Source organism: Streptomyces sp. NPDC030245, assembly GCF_055572995.1.
On record NZ_JBVICF010000008.1, the window covers coordinates 176880 to 196257 of the forward strand.

14 protein-coding genes are annotated in these 19378 nt (G+C 73.6%); 7 read left to right on the top strand and 7 right to left on the bottom strand.

Annotated features, from left to right (window positions below; all coding sequences use genetic code 11):
- Positions 1 to 193 precede the first annotated feature (193 nt).
- On the top strand, positions 194 to 820 hold the full coding sequence (locus tag ACZ4Z4_RS22395; RefSeq protein WP_468329846.1) for a GNAT family N-acetyltransferase: 627 nt from the start codon (positions 194 to 196) through the stop codon (positions 818 to 820).
- On the opposite strand, the gene ACZ4Z4_RS22400 is transcribed toward ACZ4Z4_RS22395, so the two are convergent.
- On the bottom strand, positions 735 to 1526 hold the full coding sequence (locus ACZ4Z4_RS22400) for a rhomboid-like protein (protein ID WP_468330456.1): 792 nt from the start codon (positions 1524 to 1526) through the stop codon (positions 735 to 737). The genes ACZ4Z4_RS22395 and ACZ4Z4_RS22400 overlap by 86 nt on opposite strands.
- A 377-nt stretch (positions 1527 to 1903) precedes the next feature.
- Between ACZ4Z4_RS22400 and ACZ4Z4_RS22405 the strand changes: the two genes are divergently transcribed.
- From ACZ4Z4_RS22405 to ACZ4Z4_RS22420, 4 genes are all read left to right on the top strand, one after another.
- Positions 1904 to 2581 carry a spermidine synthase family protein gene (locus ACZ4Z4_RS22405; RefSeq protein WP_468329849.1) on the top strand — a complete coding sequence of 226 codons (678 nt, stop codon included), beginning with the start codon at positions 1904 to 1906 and terminating at the stop codon, positions 2579 to 2581.
- 65 nt (positions 2582 to 2646) lie between these two features.
- The gene (locus tag ACZ4Z4_RS22410; RefSeq protein WP_362990138.1) at positions 2647 to 3387 is read left to right on the top strand and encodes a response regulator transcription factor; all 741 of its coding nucleotides are present in this window, start codon (positions 2647 to 2649) and stop codon (positions 3385 to 3387) included.
- Positions 3388 to 3400: 13 nt separating this feature from the next.
- Positions 3401 to 4480 (top strand): HAMP domain-containing sensor histidine kinase, encoded by a 1080-nt coding sequence (locus tag ACZ4Z4_RS22415; RefSeq protein ID WP_362990136.1) that lies wholly within the window; start codon positions 3401 to 3403, stop codon positions 4478 to 4480.
- Positions 4481 to 4755: 275 nt separating this feature from the next.
- Positions 4756 to 8550 (top strand): multifunctional oxoglutarate decarboxylase/oxoglutarate dehydrogenase thiamine pyrophosphate-binding subunit/dihydrolipoyllysine-residue succinyltransferase subunit, encoded by a 3795-nt coding sequence (locus ACZ4Z4_RS22420; RefSeq protein WP_468329853.1) that lies wholly within the window; start codon positions 4756 to 4758, stop codon positions 8548 to 8550.
- Between the two features lie 94 nt (positions 8551 to 8644).
- Here the strand turns inward: ACZ4Z4_RS22420 and ACZ4Z4_RS22425 are convergent, their stop codons facing one another.
- The 4 genes from ACZ4Z4_RS22425 to ACZ4Z4_RS22440 all read right to left on the bottom strand — a co-directional run bounded on the left by ACZ4Z4_RS22425 (position 8645) and on the right by ACZ4Z4_RS22440 (position 16192).
- The gene (locus tag ACZ4Z4_RS22425; RefSeq protein WP_468329856.1) at positions 8645 to 12598 is read right to left on the bottom strand and encodes an SAV_2336 N-terminal domain-related protein; all 3954 of its coding nucleotides are present in this window, start codon (positions 12596 to 12598) and stop codon (positions 8645 to 8647) included.
- A gap of 4 nt (positions 12599 to 12602) precedes the next feature.
- The gene (locus ACZ4Z4_RS22430; RefSeq protein ID WP_468329859.1) at positions 12603 to 13604 is read right to left on the bottom strand and encodes an AAA family ATPase; all 1002 of its coding nucleotides are present in this window, start codon (positions 13602 to 13604) and stop codon (positions 12603 to 12605) included.
- An 82-nt stretch (positions 13605 to 13686) separates the two neighbouring features.
- A complete protein-coding gene (locus ACZ4Z4_RS22435; protein WP_468329862.1) occupies positions 13687 to 15717 on the bottom strand; it encodes a VMAP-C domain-containing protein in 2031 nt (676 codons plus the stop codon).
- On the bottom strand, positions 15710 to 16192 hold the full coding sequence (locus ACZ4Z4_RS22440) for a CU044_2847 family protein (protein WP_468329865.1): 483 nt from the start codon (positions 16190 to 16192) through the stop codon (positions 15710 to 15712). Before ACZ4Z4_RS22440 ends, ACZ4Z4_RS22435 begins: the two co-directional genes overlap by 8 nt.
- Before the next feature lie 256 nt (positions 16193 to 16448).
- On the opposite strand from ACZ4Z4_RS22440, the gene ACZ4Z4_RS22445 reads away from it, so the two are divergent.
- The gene (locus ACZ4Z4_RS22445; protein WP_003961784.1) at positions 16449 to 16631 is read left to right on the top strand and encodes a DUF6104 family protein; all 183 of its coding nucleotides are present in this window, start codon (positions 16449 to 16451) and stop codon (positions 16629 to 16631) included.
- A 21-nt stretch (positions 16632 to 16652) separates the two neighbouring features.
- Here the strand turns inward: ACZ4Z4_RS22445 and ACZ4Z4_RS22450 are convergent, their stop codons facing one another.
- Entirely contained in the window at positions 16653 to 17564 is a 912-nt protein-coding gene (locus ACZ4Z4_RS22450; RefSeq protein WP_468329868.1) for a TIGR03620 family F420-dependent LLM class oxidoreductase, read from the bottom strand.
- Positions 17565 to 17759: 195 nt separating this feature from the next.
- Between ACZ4Z4_RS22450 and ACZ4Z4_RS22455 the strand changes: the two genes are divergently transcribed.
- On the top strand, positions 17760 to 18356 hold the full coding sequence (locus ACZ4Z4_RS22455; protein WP_468329871.1) for a TetR/AcrR family transcriptional regulator: 597 nt from the start codon (positions 17760 to 17762) through the stop codon (positions 18354 to 18356).
- Positions 18357 to 18382: 26 nt separating this feature from the next.
- On the opposite strand, the gene ACZ4Z4_RS22460 is transcribed toward ACZ4Z4_RS22455, so the two are convergent.
- A complete protein-coding gene (locus ACZ4Z4_RS22460; protein WP_468329874.1) occupies positions 18383 to 19258 on the bottom strand; it encodes a hypothetical protein in 876 nt (291 codons plus the stop codon).
- Positions 19259 to 19378 lie beyond the last annotated feature (120 nt).

Here is a 19378-nt window from a genome sequence, read left to right on the forward strand (position 1 = left end):
GACGGGGGGCGAAGGTGCCGCCTCAGGGGCGCGGGGAACTGCGCGCCCAGCCACAGCCAGCCGGCACCCAACTCCAAGACAGGCGGCAGCAAACGGCACACAAGGCGCGGGGCAGGGCCGGGCGAGGGCGCCGCACAGGGACGGGGCGCCCCCTGCCCCCGACCGCCAAGATCAACAGGGGCAGAATGACCGCATGCCGACCACCAACGCCCCCGAGGCGGCCCGGCCCACCCCGCAGCCCGCGACCACCGACGACGCCGCGACGATCGGCCGCACCCTGGCCCTCGCCTTCGACGACGACCCGATGATGCGCTGGTTCTTCCCCGACGCGGCCACCCGCGAGGCGGGGCTCGGCCGCTACTTCGCCACGCTCCTCACCCGGCAGTACGGCCCCCACGGCGTCTGCGAGCGGACCGCCGCGGCGGCCGCCTTCTGGGTGCCGCCGGGCGCGCAGGACAAGGCCGTCCCCGACGCGGAGACCGTCGAGGAGCTCGCGGAGATAATGGGCGACCGGGCCCCGCTGTTCCGCGAGGCCACCGCGGCCGCCGCCGGACACGGCCCCGAGGAGCCGCACTGGTACCTGGCGGTGCTCGGCGCCGACCCCGCCGCCCAGGGCCAGGGCCACGGAGCCGCCCTCCTACGCTCGGGCCTGGCCCGCGCCGACGCCGCGGGCCTGCCGGTCTACCTGGAGTCATCCAAGCCGGAGAACCTCCCCGTCTACGAGCATTTCGGCTTCACGGTGCTCGGCGAGGTGCGGCTGCCGGGCGGCGGCCCGACCCTGTGGCCGATGCGCCGCGCGCCGCGCCCGGCCGACGCCTGAGCAACGGCCAGGTGGCGACGCCGACGAGCAGCGCGAGCAGGTGCCCCCAGTTCGTCATCGGGTCGGCGAACGCGATCAGGTCGTCGACCAGCATCCCGCCGAAGCCGACGAGGACGGGCCAGCGCAGCCACGGCGTGAGCAGCCCCGCGAGCGCACCGACGCTCGCGGCCACCCCGAAGCTGATGCCGTAGTCGAGCCGGTGCAGCGAGCTGTCCGGCAGATGGCCCGCGAGGACCGAGAGGCCGACGGGGACCTCCGTCGCGAGGGTGGCGACGACGTGGCCGAGGAGGAAGACACCGGCGGTGCGCAGGCCGCCGATGCGGCGCTCCAGCGCGGTGAGCACCAGCAGGAAGCCGATGGCGTACGGGGACGTGATGCCGCCCGCGATCCACAGGGCGCTCGCGACCAGGACGAGGACGGGGCTGTGCGCGAGGTGCGCCACGTCGGTGCTCGAACCGTGGAGGAGCGTGTCCACGACGTCCGGGTCGGCGTGCCGCGCGAACAGCGAGGTGGCGGCGAGCACGAGGGCGTACCCAAAGGTGAAGGGCGTGCCGACGGGAGTGGGCAGAAGCAACCAGGGCCGAAGCCACCGGACAGCCACCCCGGGAGCCCGCCTCTTCGCCGCCCGCTCATGACCCGCCGCCGACCACGCGGGCCCCGCCGCCGGCTGTTCGGGACCCTCCGCCAACCGCTCGCGGGCCGCCACCGACCACTCGGGGCGCTCCGACCGCTCGGGGCACTCCGACCGCCCGGGCCCCTCCGACCGCCCGGGCCCCTCCAACTGCCCGGGCGCCTCCCCCACCGGGGGCCAACGCGTCGACTGCCGCGGTATGCCGCTCAGGGTGCCCGGCGTCTCCGCGTCGGACGCGGCCCCGACGGGCCGCACGCTCTGGTTCACGGGTGAGGCGCTCCTTCCGTCCCACCCCACCCTTTGCCCTCTTTTCGAGCGCTGTCTATGACGGGCGCCACGTGAGGTGCGTCTCACACGGCAACCCGAGGGGCCGCTCCTGCGTCGCGCACGTCCACGGCCGGGAGGCCGGAGAACCCCCTGCAGGCGGGCGCCCCGGAAATATTCTGTGGGCCATGCACACCCACACCACCGCCCCCGTCGTGCTCGACCGGCGCGAGGGCCCCCACGGCGAGGTCGTCCTGCGGCGCCACGGTGAGCTGCTCCAGATCATCGCCAACGGCTGTTTCCTGATGGACACCAGCGACGGCCGCTCCGAGCGCCTGCTCGTCGACGCGGCCCGCGACGCCCTCGACGGCCGCCCGGACCCCACCCTCCTCATCGGCGGCCTCGGCGTCGGCTTCTCGCTCGCGCACGCCGTCGCGGACCCCCGCTGGGGCCGCGTCGACGTCGTCGAACGCGAGGAGGCGATCATCGGCTGGCACCGCGAGGGACCCCTCGCCGAACTGACCGCGACGGCGCTCACCGACCCACGTGCGCAAATTCTTCACACGGACCTCGTCGCCCACCTCTTCGGCACCACGGACACGTACGACGCGCTCTGTCTCGACATCGACAACGGCCCCGGCTGGACGGTGACGGAGGGCAACAACTCCCTTTACTCGCCTGCCGGTCTGGCCGCCTGCAAAGCCCGTCTGAACCCCGGCGGAGTGCTCGCCGTGTGGTCCGCCCAGCCGTCGTCCGCTTTCGACGACGCTCTACGGAATGCCGGATTCCAGAGGGTACGAACCGAAGAGATCCCCGTTGCCCGAGGCGTCCCGGACGTGGTCCACCTCGGCGTCAGGGCTGCGTAGCCGAGGGCCCTTCGCGACCCGTACTCTGCTGACCGAACACAAGCGATCAGTGTCAGGGGCGGGCGATGGAGCAGACACACACCTCCCAGAACGGCGCCACGGCGGCGACGCCGGGCGCCCAGCGCCGGGTGCTGGTGGTCGAGGACGACCCGACGATCGTCGACGCCATCGCCGCCCGGCTCCGCGCCGAGGGTTTTGTTGTGCAAACGGCCGGCGACGGCCCTTCGGCGGTCGACACCGCCCAGGCCTGGCAGCCCGACCTGCTCATCCTCGACATCATGCTGCCGGGCTTCGACGGCCTGGAGGTGTGCCGCCGGGTGCAGGCCCAGCGCCCCGTCCCGGTCCTCATGCTCACCGCGCGTGACGACGAGACGGACATGCTGGTCGGGCTCGGGGTCGGCGCCGACGACTACATGACCAAGCCGTTCTCCATGCGGGAGCTCGCGGCCCGCGTGCACGTCCTGCTGCGCCGGGTCGAGCGGGCCGCGCTGGCCGCGACCACCCCCCGCAGCGGCATCCTGCGCCTCGGTGAACTGGAGATCGACCACGCCCAGCGGCGTGTGCGGGTGCGCAGCGAGGACGTCCACCTGACGCCCACGGAGTTCGACCTGCTGGTCTGTCTGGCCAACACCCCGCGCGCCGTCCTCTCCCGCGAGCAGCTGCTCGCGGAGGTGTGGGACTGGGCCGACGCGTCCGGCACCCGCACGGTCGACAGCCACATCAAGGCGCTGCGCCGGAAGATCGGGGCGGAGCGGATCCGCACGGTCCACGGCGTGGGCTACGCCCTAGAGACCCCGTCGCCGTGAGGCCGGTCCTGCCGTGAGCGGGCCCTTCGGAGAGCTGCGGCCGTTCTCCATCAAGACCAAGCTCGGCGCCCTCGTGGTCGTCTCGGTGTTCATCACCACGGGGCTGCTCCTCGTGGCCATGAAGACCAAGACCGAGCTGCGCTTCATCACCGTCTTCTCGGTGATCGCCACGCTCCTCATCACGCAGTTCGTCGCGCACAGCCTCACCGCCCCGCTGGACGAGATGAACGCGGTGGCCCGCGCCGTCTCGCACGGCGACTACACGCGGCGGGCGCGCGGCGCGGACCGGCGCGACGAGCTGGGCGACGTGGCCTCCACCATCAACGCCATGGCGGACGACCTGGAGGCCCAGGACACCCAGCGCAAGGAGCTCGTGGCCAACGTCAGCCATGAGCTGCGCACCCCCATCGCCGCCCTGCGCGCCGTCCTGGAGAACGTCGTCGACGGCGTCTCGGCCGCCGATCCCGAGACGATGCGCACGGCCCTGAAGCAGACCGAGCGCCTGGGCCGCCTCGTCGAGACGCTTCTGGACCTCTCCCGCCTGGACAACGGCGTCGTGCCGCTCAAGGCCCGCCGCTTCGAGGTGTGGCCGTATCTGTCGGGTGTCCTGAAGGAGGCCAACATGGTGGCCTCCGCGCGCGCGGGCATCGCGTCGGGCTCCGGCAGTCATACGCGTACGGACGTGCATCTGCACCTCGACGTGTCGCCGCCGGAGCTGACGGCCCACGCGGACGCGGAGCGGCTCCACCAGGTCGTGGCCAACCTCATCGACAACGCGGTCAAGCACAGCCCGCCGCACGGGCGCGTGACGGTGCGGGCCCGGCGCGGCCCCTACCCCGAGTCCCTGGACCTGGAAGTCCTCGACGAGGGCCCCGGCATCCCGGAGTCGGAGTGGCACCGCGTCTTCGAGCGCTTCAACCGCGGCAGCCACGCCGGCGCCCCCGTGAAGGGCTCGGGCAACGACGGCGGGACCGGTCTCGGCCTGGCCATCGCGCGCTGGGCCGTCGATCTGCACGGCGGCCACATCGGGGTGGCCGAATCCCCTCGCGGCTGCCGTATCCAGGTCACTCTGCCGGGCCTGCCCGAGGCGTGAAGTTGACGTAGGGTTCGAGTGAAAGCGATTCAAGGGTGCCGTTCTTGGGCACCCGGGGGCCGCCGCCGCGCGTAGACGTCCCACGGACGTACCCGCGCGGCCATCTGGCGTTGCGGAACCTCGCTTGTTTCCCGCCATTCACAGCGCCGAAACCAATGTTCCAGTGTGACTTACGCGACGGATGCCGGGCCCGGTCTGCACCTCGCGGCTTCGGAGGCGTAGCCTTTATTTCCGCTGTCCATCACCTTGTGAAGCGGAAGAGGGCGGTTACCGCCGTGTCGCCACAGTCCCCCAGTAACTCGAGCATCTCGACCGACCAAGACGGGCAGGGCAAGGACCCTGCCGCCGCCTTCGGTCCCAATGAGTGGCTCGTCGACGAGATCTATCAGCAGTACCTCCAGGACCCGAATTCGGTCGACCGAGCCTGGTGGGACTTCTTCGCCGACTACAAGCCAGGGGTGGGCGCTTCCGTAGCCGCCGCCCCGGCGAAGCCGGCGGGTGACGCGGCCGCGGGGGCCGCGGCCACCAGTGCTCCCGCCCCTGCCGCGCCCGCCGCCCCGGCGAAGCCCGCGGCCCAGGCCGCCCCCGCCGCTCCCCAGGCGCAGGCACCGGCCGCTCCCGCGAAGCCCGCGGCCGCCGCTCCGGCGCCCGCCGCGAAGCCCGCGGCCGCGAAGGCGGAGCCGGCGACCGAGGCTCCGGCCGGTCCCGAGTACGTGACGCTGCGCGGCCCCGCCGCCGCGGTCGCGAAGAACATGAACGCCTCGATCGAGGTCCCGACGGCGACGTCGGTCCGCGCGGTCCCGGTGAAGCTGCTCTTCGACAACCGCATCGTCATCAACAACCACCTCAAGCGCGCCCGCGGCGGGAAGATCTCCTTCACGCACCTCATCGGGTACGCGATGGTGCAGGCCATCAAGGCCATGCCGTCGATGAACTACTCCTTCCAGGAGAAGGACGGCAAGCCGACCCTGGTCAAGCCGGAGCACATCAACTTCGGCCTCGCCATCGACCTGGTGAAGCCCAACGGCGACCGCCAGCTCGTGGTCGCGGGCATCAAGAAGGCCGAGACGCTGAACTTCTTCGAGTTCTGGCAGGCCTACGAGGACATCGTCCGCCGCGCCCGCGACAACAAGCTGACGATGGAGGACTTCACCGGCGTCACGGTCTCCCTGACCAACCCCGGCGGCCTCGGCACCGTCCACTCGGTCCCGCGTCTGATGCCCGGCCAGTCGGTCATCATGGGCGTCGGCTCGATGGACTACCCCGCGGAGTTCCAGGGCACCTCCCAGGACACCCTGAACAAGCTCGGCATCTCGAAGGTCATGACGCTCACGTCGACCTACGACCACCGGGTCATCCAGGGCGCCGCCTCCGGCGAGTTCCTGCGCATCGTCGCGAACCTCCTCCTCGGCGAGAACGACTTCTACGACGAGATCTTCAAGGCGCTCCGCATCCCCTACGAGCCGGTCCGCTGGCTCAAGGACATCGACGCCTCGCACGACGACGACGTCACGAAGGCCGCCCGCGTCTTCGAGCTGATCCACTCCTACCGCGTCCGCGGCCACGTCATGGCCGACACGGACCCGCTGGAGTACAAGCAGCGCAAGCACCCCGACCTGGACATCACCGAGCACGGCCTCACCCTGTGGGACCTGGAGCGGGAGTTCGCGGTCGGCGGCTTCGCCGGCAAGTCGATGATGAAGCTGCGCGACGTCCTCGGCGTGCTGCGCGACTCGTACTGCCGCACCACCGGCGTCGAGTTCATGCACATCCAGGACCCGAAGCAGCGCAAGTGGCTCCAGGACCGCATCGAGCGGACCCACGCCACCAAGCCCGAGCGCGAGGAGCAGCTGCGCATCCTGCGCCGCCTGAACTCGGCGGAGGCCTTCGAGACCTTCCTCCAGACGAAGTACGTCGGCCAGAAGCGCTTCTCCCTGGAGGGCGGCGAGTCCGTCATCCCGCTGCTCGACGCCGTGCTCGACAGCGCCGCCGAGTCGCGTCTGGACGAGGTCGTCATCGGTATGGCCCACCGCGGCCGCCTGAACGTCCTCGCCAACATCGTCGGCAAGTCGTACGCCCAGATCTTCCGCGAGTTCGAGGGCAACATGGACCCCAAGTCCATGCACGGCTCCGGCGACGTGAAGTACCACCTGGGCGCCGAGGGCACCTTCACCGGCCTGGACGGCGAGCAGATCAAGGTCTCGCTGGCCGCGAACCCGTCCCACCTGGAGACGGTCGACCCGGTCATCGAGGGCATCGTCCGCGCCAAGCAGGACATCATCAACAAGGGCGGCACGGACTTCACGGTCCTGCCCGTCGCCCTGCACGGTGACGCGGCCTTCGCGGGCCAGGGTGTGGTCGCCGAGACGCTCAACATGTCGCAGCTGCGCGGCTACCGCACGGGCGGCACGGTCCACATCGTCATCAACAACCAGGTCGGCTTCACCGCCGCCCCGGAGTCGTCGCGCTCCTCCATGTACGCCACCGACGTGGCCCGCATGATCGAGGCGCCGATCTTCCACGTGAACGGCGACGACCCCGAGGCCGTCGTCCGCGTCGCGCGCCTCGCCTTCGAGTTCCGCCAGGCGTTCAACAAGGACGTGGTCATCGACCTCATCTGCTACCGCCGCCGCGGGCACAACGAGTCGGACAACCCGGCGTTCACGCAGCCGCTGATGTACGACCTGATCGACAAGAAGCGCTCGGTGCGCAAGCTCTACACCGAGTCCCTCATCGGTCGCGGCGACATCACCCTGGAAGAGGCCGAGCAGGCGCTTCAGGACTTCCAGGGCCAGCTGGAGAAGGTCTTCACCGAGGTCCGCGAGGCCGTCTCGCAGCCGGCGCAGGCCGATGTGCCGGCCCCGCAGGCCGAGTTCCCGGTGCACGTCGAGACCGCGATCTCCCAGGAGGTCGTCAAGCGGATCGCCGAGTCCCAGGTCAACATCCCCGACCGGGTCACCGTCCACCCGCGTCTGCTGCCGCAGCTCCAGCGCCGCGCGACGATGGTCGAAGAGGGCACGATCGACTGGGGCATGGGCGAGACCCTCGCCATCGGCTCGCTGCTCCTGGAGGGCACCCCGGTCCGCCTGTCGGGCCAGGACTCCCGCCGCGGCACGTTCGGCCAGCGCCACGCGGTCCTCATCGACCGCGCGACGGGCGAGGACTACACGCCGCTGATGTACCTCTCCGAGGACCAGGCGCGCTACAACGTCTACGACTCGCTCCTGTCCGAGTACGCGGTGATGGGCTTCGAGTACGGCTACTCGCTGGCCCGCCCCGAGTCGCTCGTCATGTGGGAAGCGCAGTTCGGTGACTTCGTCAACGGCGCGCAGACGGTGGTGGACGAGTACATCTCCGCCGCCGAGCAGAAGTGGAACCAGCACTCCGGTGTCACGCTGCTCCTGCCCCACGGCTACGAGGGCCAGGGCCCGGACCACTCGTCCGCCCGCATCGAGCGCTTCCTCCAGCTGTGCGCGCAGAACAACATGACGGTCGCGATGCCGACCCTCCCGTCGAACTACTTCCACCTCCTGCGGTGGCAGGTGCACAACCCGCACCACAAGCCGCTGGTGGTCTTCACCCCGAAGTCGATGCTGCGCCTCAAGGCGGCGGCCTCGAAGACGGAGGAGTTCACGACGGGCGGCTTCCGTCCGGTCATCGGCGACAGCCACGTCGAGGCGTCGGCGGTCCGCAAGGTCGTCTTCTGCGCGGGCAAGCTGTACTACGACCTGGAGGCCGAGCGCCAGAAGCGCGGCGCCGACGACACGGCCATCATCCGCATCGAGCGCCTGTACCCGCTGCCGGGTGCGGAGCTCCAGGCGGAGATCGCCAAGTACCCGAACGCCGAGAAGTACCTGTGGGCGCAGGAGGAGCCGGCGAACCAGGGCGCGTGGCCCTTCATCGCCCTCAACCTCATCGACCACCTGGACCTGGCGGTCGGCGCGGACATCCCGCACGGCGAGCGCCTGCGCCGCATCTCGCGGCCGCACAGCTCGTCCCCGGCGGTCGGTTCGGCCAAGCGTCACCAGGCCGAGCAGGACCAGCTGATCAGCGAGGTCTTCGAGGCGTAGGCCCCGTCGGTCGTACGTGGGTGGGCCCGGCCCCGAGTTCTCTGGACTCGGCGCCGGGCCCACCGGCGTTCGCCCGCCCTTCGCTCACCTTCGGTCACTTTTCGCGCAGGCGGGCCGCGAGGCGGGTGATGGCGGCGTGGATCTCGTCGGCGCGGACGTAGGTGGCGCGGGGGCCGTACTCGGGCAGCAGCCGTCGGGCCTCGCGGTACTCCGTCAGCGCCCGCTCCGGGTCCCCGAGCTCTTCGAGGGCCTCGGCGTACGACTGGTGGGCCTCGGCGGCGAGCGACGGTTCGCCGGCGGCCACGGCCGTCGCGGCCGCCTCGCGGTAGTACTCGGCCGCCCAGTGGAGCTGCGCCGAGAGGCCGGTGCGGGCGAAGATCTGCGCGGCCACCTCGCCGCGCCGCAGCAGGCAGTACGCGGCGAGCACGGGGTCGGTGACGTTGCGGGCGACCGCGCCCAGGAGCCATTCGGCCTCGTACAGGTCGGCGAGCGTCCGCTGGACGTGGAAGCGGGCGATGTACGCGTTGGCCAGCTGCATCCGGCGCTCGTCCCGGCCCGGGTCGCGCGGCGGTGTCGTGTCGACGGCCTCGCGCAGCTGGCGTACGGCGTCGTCGGTGTCCGCCACGGAGGCCGTCGCGACGCCGCGCTGGGCGAGGGCGGTGCCGAGCCGGGACAGCAGCACGACCCGGCTCGGGTCGTCCCGCGCCGTCAGGGGGAGGGCCTTCGTCCAGCCCTCGATGGCCAGTTGGCGGTGGACGGGCAGGCCCGTGGCGAGGTGGCGCGCCCAGTACACGTCAGCGCCGCGCACGTGACAGGCGAGGGTCAGGCCGTGGTCCCCGTCGGCCGCTTCCAGCGCCTCTTCCAGGGCGGTGCGGATGAGCCGCTGCCCGCCCTCGTCGGCGTCGTGGCACCAGGCGAGCTGAAGCGCCTCCGCGAGGTCGAGCCAGGCCAGGCTGCGCTCGTCGGCGGCGAAGGTGCCGCGCGCCAGGGCCTCCTGGAGGTCGTCGCAGGCGTCGGCGGCGATGGCGGTGCCGTCCGGGGCGCCCCGGTCGCCGCCCTCCCGCGCGATCTCGCCCCGCCCCGTGCAGTGCCGCGCCAGCCGCTTGCGCAGCCGTCCCCGCAGCAGGAATCCGTCGGCCGGGTCGGGGCCGAGGGTCAGCACGCCGGCGGTGTCGACGGCGCGGCGCATGAAGTCGACGTACACGTCCTGCGGGCGGGGGCCGTCCACGCCGTGGCGGGGCCGCCCCAGCGTGCTGCCCCGAAAGGCGGCGTCGCCGAGGTCGAGGTGGCCCGCACGGGGAGCGGGACGCTGCCCGGCACCGTCCCCGCCCGCTCCCCCGGCCACCGGCCCGAGGAAGACCCCACCGCTGAAGTCGACCCGCGGCCCCCCGGAGGCACCCCCAAAGGTGTCCGCGAGCCCCCCACGCCCGGGCCCACCCTCCACGACCCGCCCCCCGAACACCCCACCACGCCCCGCTCCGACCCCCGCCCCGCCCCAGAGCCCTTGCCCGGCCCCTGCCCCTTCACCCGCTCCCGACCGGCTGCCCTGCCCGGCCGGGGGCCGCTGCCCACCGAAGGCGGCGCCGGAGCCCAGGGCACCACCGGGCCCCCCGGAACCCGGCCCGGCCCCCCGGCCGCCCGAACCCGCGCCCGAGCCCGGCGCGGCACCGGGACGTGAGCCGCTGCCCGGAGTGCCGTCCGGGGTCGGACCGGGGCCGGGCCCGGGGCCCTGCCCGCCAGGCGTACCGCCGGAGCCCGGCGCACCCCCCGCCCCGGAACCCGCTACCTCGACCCGCACACCCCCCTCCACCAGCCGCGCCGTCACCACCGCCAAGCGGCCCAGTGTCTCCGCCAGGGCGCGTTGGGCGGGCCAGCCGGGGTGGGCGGGGTCGTCGCCGGGGTGGGCGGGGAGCGGGAGGAATTCGGCTGTCGCGTCGTTCAGGAGGAGGTATTCGGCCCAGAGCGCCCCGCGCGTCCCACGGGGGCCGCGCGGCGGGCCGGCGGCGAGGCGGGCCGCCCGCGCCCGCACCTCCTCGGGCAGCGCGGCCGCGACCGTGCCCGCGCGCTCCACCTCCTCGGCGATCTCCATGAGCACCGCGCCGAGCAAAAGCCGCGTCTGCGGGGGCCGGTCCGCGATCGTGGCCACGGCCCGCAGCGCCTCGCGCAGGTCCGCCACGCTCCGCCGCGCCGTCCACCGCAGGAACAGCGTCTCGCCCAGCTCGGCCAGGACGGCGTCGCGCCCCGCACCGGCCGGCGCGGCCCCGACCGCCGCCTCCAGGAGGTCCACGGCACGGTCCAGTTCACGTGCCTGCCGCCCCTGCGCGTACCGTTCGCGGGCCGCGCGGGCCGCCGCCCGCAGTGCCGTCGCGTCGCCCGCGCCGGGGTTCCGGTCGGCCTCCGTCCGCGTCCTCGGCAGGAACCGCCGCAGCACCTCCCCGGACACTTCGGCGAAGGCCCGCAGGCCGGGGTGGTCCGCCTCGCCGCCGGTGCCCGGCGGCTGCGCGGGCTCCCCCGCGTCGCCGAGCAGCGCGACCGCCGTGGCGGGGAAGTTGTGGACGCTGCGGCCGAACCGCCGCTCCAGGTAGTCCGAGCAGTGCTTCTGAAGCAGCCGCGCGTCGTCCGGCGCGAGGTGCCCGATGAGCTCCTCCTCGACGCCGTCGAGGAACTGGTAGGCGAGCACCTCGGGGTCGTCGTCCCGCTCGCTGCGTTTCAGGAGCCCGCCGAGCAGCACTTCGGCGAGGACCTCGGGCCCGCTGCCCGCCAGCATCGCGCGCTGCACGAGCTGCATCACCGGCAGGATCGTCGGCACCGCCGACAGGTACACGGCGAGCTGCCAGGCCGCGGGCGACGCGGTGCGCCGGAACGCCCGCACCCGTTCCGCGCCGCCGACCTCCTGCCGGGCCCGCACGGGCGCGGCGGACGGCCCGTGTCCGGCCTCGGCGAGGCCCGCGGCCGCCTCCAGGGACTGCCCGGTCGCCCCCGACACGAGCCTGGCCCAGCCCTCCACGGCGGACCGGCGCAGGGCGAGCACCGGCACGGGGATGCCACGGCGAGCCCGCCCCCGCGCGTCGCCGCCCGCGGGTTCGAACTCCAGGTGTCCTGCGGGCCCTTCCCAGCGGTGCAGGTGCCCCCGCCGCGCGGGCAGGTGCGTACGCCGCCACATCCGCTGCGGCAGCGGCTGCACCACGGCGACCGGCGCGAGCGAACCCCACCGGTACAGGAGCCGCTGCATCAGACCGCCGCGCCACATCGGGCCCGCGCAGTCGCTGAGGACGAGCGTCAGCCGGCTGCCCGTGGGGTCGCTGAGGCGCCCGGGGTCCTGAAGCGCGGCGCCGGGCCGGGCGGTCGCCGCGTACCCGGGACGTCCGTCGGCGCCCTCGTGCAGGAACTGCACCTGCACCTCGCGGAAGGCCCCGGACCGCTCGCACACGTGACGTAACTCGCCGAGGGCCTGCTCCCACACGACCGTCGAGGTCGACAGGTCCATCACGAGCAGCAGCCGCGCCTCGCGCCGCCGCGCGTGCCGCAGCACGGGGACCACGAGCCCGGTGTCGGCGGCCCGCTCCGCCGTGGCCTGTTCGTCGAGGTCGCGCGGGACGGGCCGGACGGGCGGCCGGTACCGCTGGAGGGGCCGCAGCGCGCGTTGCAGGGCGAGCGGGTCGGGCAGCACCGCGGCGGCGGGCACCTGCACGGGGACGCCGCCGGGCCGTTCGGGGCCGCCGCCGTCCTCGACGGGCACGACGAGGCGGGAGCGGGGCGCGGGACGGGGCGGCGGGTGGGGTGCGGGCGTCGGCGGGGCGGGCGTCCAGTGCGGGTCGCTTTCGCCGGGCACGTCGCCGGACCGCGCCCCCCGCCGTGCCCGGTCCGCTTCCGGTCGGCGCGCCCCGTCACCCACGTCGCCCTCGTCGCACGCGGCGACCTGCGCCGCGAGCCACAGGGAGTCGGCCAGCTCCCGCACGGTGGGTGCGAGCTCGGCGTCCCGCAGCCGTGCGACGAGCGCCGTGAGCGCGTCGCTCGCGGCGTCCGTGCGGTGCGGGGCTGCGGTCATGGCGTCACCGCGGCCCGCGGTCCAGGGGCCGCATGAGCAGCCCGGCGATCTCCTCGCGCCGCTCCGGCTGCTGCCGGGCGGCGTGCTGGGCGAGGAAGATGGCGTTCAGGAGCTGGTCGGTGGGGCGCAGCGCGCCGTCGGCCTCGGCGTCCGTGAACTGGTCGACGAGGTCGATGTTCGTGTCGTACGCCCCCGTCCCGAAGTGCGCGAGGACCATCGCGGCGAGCCGCTGGTCGCGGGGTGGTTCGAGGTCGAGCGGCACGCAGCGGCGCAGCAGCGGTCCGGGGAACTCGCGCTCGCGGTTGCTGGTCAGGACGGTGACGGGGAAGGCGCGGCAGCGCACCCGGCCGCGGGTGACGGGGACGCGGCGCCCGTCGTCGGTGAGGACCTGCACGGTCTCCTGGCCCGGCCGGTCGGCGATCCGCTCCAGCTCGGGGATGCCGAACTCGCCCTCCTCCAGGACGTTCAGGAGGTCGTTGGGCAGGTCGATGTCGCTCTTGTCGAGCTCGTCGATGAGCAGGACGCGGGGCCGGTCGGAGGCGATGAGGGCGGTACCGAGCGGGCCGAGCCGAAGATAGCGGCCGATGTCCTCGGCGTGGTCGCGGCCGAGCTGGTTGTCCTGGAGGCGGCCGATCGCGTCGTACGTGTAGAGGCCGTCCTTCAGTTCGCTGCGGCTGACGATGGCCCACTGAAGGACGCGGCCGAGCCCCAGTTCGTACGCGAGGGAGTGCGCGAGGGTGCTCTTGCCGGAGCCGGGCTCGCCGGTGACGAGGAGGGGGCGTCGCAGGTAGAGGGCGGCGTTGATGAGTTCGAGTGCCTCGGCGCCCTGCACGGACATGGGGACGTCGCTGTCGCCGAGGCGGCGGCGCGTCGCGGAGTCGATGTCGGGGACGTCGTAGGGCACCGGTTCGGCGTCGAAGGCGCGCCAGGGCGGCGGCTTCGGCAGCCGTCGGATCCTGTCCGGATCCGGACCACCGACCCCTTCGTAGATGAACCATCCGCTCACTGCGTGCTCCTCGTCGACGGTCGGTGGAAACGTACCCACGATCGCGCCCTCGCCACCGCGCGCGTGCCCGCGCGGGTCCTCCTCACGGCGAGTCCGCCGGCATCGTGTCCTCGGGCGGCAGCGGCCGCCGCGGGTCGTCGTACAGCAGGGCGAGGGGTTCCGCCCAGTGCCGGTCGTCCCTGCCCCTGCTGATGTCCTGCCGGATGTGCCGGATCCGGTCGGGGAGTTCGGCGACCGAGCCGAGCCTGCCGAGCAGCTGCTCCACGCCCGCGTGCAGGTCGTCGCAGGTGTCCTGGCAGCCGCGGGTGGCGTGCCCCTCGATGTGCCAGAGCACGACGCCGTGCCCACTGCCGAGGGCCAGCCGCATGGCGTCGCGTCCGACGCCGCGCCCGGCGGGCCGGCACATCACGGGGATGACGGTGTGCGGCAGTTTCTGGAAGTGCCTGGCCTGCGGCCTGGTGTCCCGCTCGGGTACGCGCGCGGGCGCCAGTTCGCGGGCGGCGGCGACCGAGCGCCAGCGGTCGTGCCAGTCGGGGTTGTCCGGGTCGGCGCGGCGTGCCAGGTCGCGCAGGACGACGCGGCGCTGCGTGCCGAGCCGCTCGGTGGCGTACAGCTTCGCGATGTCGTCGAACTGCCAGCGGTGCACCTGTGTGTCGAAGTGTTCGGCGGGCAGGGCGAATTCGAGCGGTACGGGCGGTCCCTCGCCGTCCAGCCGGTGCAGCGTCCTGCCGAGGGGCGTGCGCAGCGCTTGGACGAGCTCGCCGGGCAGGAAGCCCTCTCCGGAGTAGTCCTCGGCGGCCAGCTCCGTGTCGCCGTACGCGCCTTCGTACTCCCCTTCGCCCTGCCGCTCCCCGTGGTTGATCCAGATCTGCCAGTGGAAGCGGGCGGGTGTCACGCTGATCACCGGGTCGAGCAGGACGGTGACCGTGGGGCCCTCGCCGGGACCCGGGTAGGGCACGGCGGCGCGGTCCGGGCCGCCGGGGTCGGGGAGCAGCCCGTCGGGCAGCCGGGCGTCGGTGACCAGGGCGTGCAGATGGACGCGGTCGTCCTCCCGGAGCCGCTCGGCGACCCACTCCTCAAGGCGCTCCGCGTCGCCGCCGCGGCTGCGGACGTACGCGGCGACGAGCCGCAGGTAGTGCAGGAACGTCAGGGCGTCCTCGGGCAGGGCGCTGTCGTAGAGCAGTCCGTGCCCGTCGCGCCAGGTGAGCAGCGCGGGCACGGCACCGGGCGGCCTGCGCCCCCGCACCTTGCGCACGATCTTGGCGACGGACGGTGCGGCTCCCGGGGCGGGCAGCCGGGCGAGGAGGCCGAGCGCGGCGCGGCGGTCCTTGGGGGTCCACTGGTCGGGTCCCGGGCGCCGCTCCGTCCCGGGCAGGCGCTGCTGTTCGTCGATCCAGTTGTCGCCGGTGATGACGCGCGGCGCGGTGCCGTGCCAGCGGTCGTGGGCGGCCGTCACCTCGCGGTAGGCGTCGCCGAACTGGCGCAGCGCGAGCGTCGCGACGGCCATGCCGCCGTCGCGCTCCCTGCGGCGCGACTTGATGACGCCGACGACGGCGCCGGTGCGCGGATCGAGCAGCGGACCGCCGGAGACCCCCTTGGGGAAGGCGATGTCGGGCTTGAAGCGCAGCCCGGCGCCGTCGTCGCGGACGTTGATCTCGGCATCGGCGCTCCAGGGTTTGGCGCCCGCGCTGCTCTCGTTCTCGTCGGGCCGGTAGCCGTACGCGACGACGTCACCGAAGGGGCGTACGGCACGGTCGGCGAGCCACACGCACTCGTGCTCCACGGTGTCGTCGAGGAGCCGGACGAGGGCGAGGTCCTCCTCGGGCGGCAGCACGGCCCGCTCGGGATCGCCGATGAGCCAGTGCGCGAGGCGGGCCGGGACGGGGATGCCGTCGTTGAGGTCGGTGCCGCGCACGGCGAACGTCCGCGCGCGGTCCCTGGCGAGATACGGCCGCAGAACATGGGCGCAGGTCAGCACCCACCCGGGCGCGACGAAAAATCCACTCCCCCACATGGCCGACTCCGTGCCGTACGCACCGTCGCCGTCCGCCGCCATGAGATGCACGGTGGCGGCCTGCGCGAGGGCGTCGAGCCGGGGGGCGGGCTCAGGCATGGGGGGTGGTGGGGGTTGGTGGGGTGGTGGGGGCCGGGGGGATGACGGGGGCGGATGGGGTGGCAGGGGTGGATGGGGTGGATGGGGTGGATGGGGTGGCGGGGGTCGATGAGGTGGCGGGGGTGTCGTCCTGCGGGGTGCTGCCTGAGCGCGCGCGGTCCAGCCGCCACGTGAGCGTGACCTGCACGGACGCCTTGGCCTCGCCCTCCGCGAGTACGGCGATCACCTTGCCGGGCTTGGCGCTGAGCTCCACGCCGAAGGTGACGCTGGCCTCGTCGGGCCGGGCCGCCGCCGCGGCGTCGAGCACGGAGCCGCCGACACCGCGGATCAGCTCGCCGAGCTCCTCGACCCGGGCGACGGCGGTGTCGAGCACGCCGACGTCCTCGTCGTCCTCGCCGTGGCGGCCGGACGCGCCGATCCGCGCGTGCACGACCTTCCCGCCGGGCAGTTCGATCCGCTGGACATGTCCCGCCACGGTCCCCCGCTCTCCGCGCAGCTCACCCTTCGTACCCTCGCCTGCTCGGTCTGCGACGAGGACAGTGGCCCGCATGGTTGCAGGCGCCCCTCGAACGGCGCATGAAACCGGCCAGGGGGAACGGTCCGCGCACGGCCTACCATGAAGCGGACACAGTCGTACGTGCGTCTTGTGCAGAGCCCATCCGTAAGCCGCCCACAAGCCGTCCGCGAGCCGTCCGTAAGCCGTCACAAACCGTCCGCTACAGGAGCATCAGTTGTACTTCACCGACCGTGGCATCGAGGAGCTGGAGAAGCGGCGCGGCGAGGAAGAGGTCACTTTCGAGTGGCTCGCCGAACAGCTCCGCACCTTCGTGGACCTCAACCCGGACTTCGAGGTGCCGGTGGAGCGCCTGGCGACGTGGCTGGCGCGGCTGGACGACGAGGACGAGGACGAGTAGTCACCACTGGTCGCCCGCTGGTCACCCGCCGAGCAGGGCGGGGGCCAGCTCCCGCCACTGCGGCAGCGGCAGGGCGGCGGGACCGCCCGTCAGGACCTGTACGCAGACGTGGTCGGCGCCCGCGTCGAGGTGGGCCCGCACGCGCGCGTGGAGCACGTCGACGTCTCCGTGGGCGACGATCGCGTCGACGAGACGACGGCTCGGGCGTCCGCCCGCGATGTCTTCGTCACCGAAGCCCATGCGGCGCACGTTTGCCGCCTGGTGCGGGGCGTGCGTGACGTAGCCCGCCACGTGGCGGGCGGCCACCTCGCGCGCCCGGCCGACGTCGGTGTCGAGGACCACGGCCTGCTCGACGCCGAGGAACGCGTCCGGCCCCATGATCTCGCGGGCCAGCGCCGTGTGCTCCACGGGAACGAAGTACGGGTGGGCGCCCCAGGTGCGCTCAGCGGCCAGCGCCAGCATCTTCGGGCCGAGCGCGGCCAGGACACGGCGCGGGGCGGGGCCGGGGAGCGGCCCGTGCGCCGGGACGGCGTCCATGGAGTCCAGATAGCGGCGCATCGTCGAAAGCGCCTTCCCGCGCGCGGGCACGCGACAGCCGTCGACCTCGACGCCGGCGTCGTCCACCCGGTGACCGCCGAGCCCGAGCAGATAGCGCCCCGGAAAGGCCTCGCCGAGCGTGCGCTCCGCCGTCGCCATGGCCACCGGGTCCCGGAAGGCGATGTTGGCGATGCCCGAGGCGACGACGATGCGCCGGGTCGCGGACAGCAGCAGCCACGCCTGCCCCACGGTGTCCCGCCCGAAGGCCTCGCCGAACCATAGGGCCCCGTAGCCCAGCTCCTCGATCTCGGCGGCGGCCTCCCGCACGCGCGCCGTGCTGTGCCCTTCGAAGGCCAGGGTCCACACCCCCACGCGCCCGAGCCCGTCCCGCGCCATGACGTCATTGCCATTGCCATTGCCACTGCCACTGCCGTTGCCGTTGGCACCGCCGTTGCCACTGCCACTCACAAGCCACCCCTGCCCTTCCCCGAGCACCTCAACCGGAGAACCTCTCCGCTTAACCCGCGCCACAATACGGAGAACCTCTCCGGTTGACTAGCCCCGGGCGCCGCGGCGAGCGAGGATGGCCCGATGACGAACTCTCGGGAAGCTTCCGCAGACCGGCAGCCGCGCGCGGACGCCCGGCGCAACCGCGAGCGGATCGTCACCGCGGCACGGGACGCGTTCGCCGAGGCCGGCCCCGATGCCTCCCTGAACGAGATCGCCCGCCGCGCAGGGGTCGGCCCCGGCACGCTCTACCGCCACTTCCCCACCCGTCCCGCGCTCCTGACCGCGGTGCTCAAGGACCGCATCGACACCCTGTGCGCACGCGCGGAGGAACTGTTCGCGGCCGACTCTCCCGACTCTCCCGACGAGGCGCTGGCCGAGTGGCTGCGCGCCTTCCTGGACCACGCGCGCGTGAACCAGGGCCTGGGCAGCGCCCTGCTCATCGAGGAGGCGGAGCAGCCGGACGCCCTCGGCTTCGACTGCCACCAGCGGATCCAGGACGCGGCACACCGGCTCCTCACCCGGGCCCAGGACTCCGGCACGGCCCGCCCGGACCTGGCAGCCTCCGACCTGCTCCAACTGGTGGTGGGCATCGCCCTGTCCACGGCACGCACCACCTCGGACCCGGCCCAGCCGGCCCGCCTCCTCGCCCTGACCTTGGACGCGGTCCGCCGCCCCTGAGCGACCCCGCCCCCGCGCACCTCAGATCAGGCCCGCGCCCGCACCCTGTCGTACGCCAGACCCCCGGCCCCCTGCACCAGCAGCAGCGCGGCCGCCGTGGCCCAGCCCGCGCTGCGCCGCCGCACCGCCCATACCGCCAGCGGCAGCCCGGCCGCGACCTGCACCGCCGCCAGGGCCCGCGCCCTGGGGCCCCGCACCCAGGGCCCGAGCGGCCCCTGCTCCACCACGGTGAACTCCGCCCGCACGGCGTCCCGCCACCCGGGCCACTCGACCTGCCGGACACCCTGCTGGACGCGTGCCACCTCGCGCAGCCGGTCGGCCGGTTCGCAGGGGCCGAGGCCCGGCGGGAGGGCGAGGCCCGTGCGGGTGAGGACGGCGAGGAGCCCGCGCATCCTGGCGCGGGCGTCGGCCTCCGTGTCGGGCCGGGCGAGCGCTTCGAGGGACTGCACGTCGAGTACGGGATCGAGGCCGAGGCGCGCGGCGAACGTGCGCATCGCCTCGTCCTCCCCGAGGGGTGTCCCGTTCGCCAGCCACTCGTACCCGACGGTCCGCCGGAAGCCGGCGGCGAGGGTGTAGCCGGAGCGGTCGCCGTCCCACCACAGGGCCAGCACGGGCCAGCCGGAGCCGACGGCGAGCGCGGTGGCCCACCCGGTCAGCACCCGGTCGACGGGCTCCACACCGTCGGCCCCTCCATCCCCTCTATCCCCTCCATCCCCTTGCAGCCACGGCTTGCCCTCGGGCACCAGCACGCTCCAGCCGCGACCGGCCTCCACGAGCAGCATCCGCTCGCGGAGCAGTCGGGCGACGGTCTCGACGGCGTCGGGCTCGGCCCGGCAGAGCAGCAACGCGCCGGCGGCCGTGGCGAACCCGGCGGAATCGGGCGAAGAGGCATGGGACGACATGGCTCCACGCTAGGACAGATGGGATCAATCAGGGATCAATCGGCGCAGATGCCACATCGACGTGTCCATGTGACAGCTCGGACGAGCGGTTCACCCGTCGGGTGTCTTGACTTCGCGGAG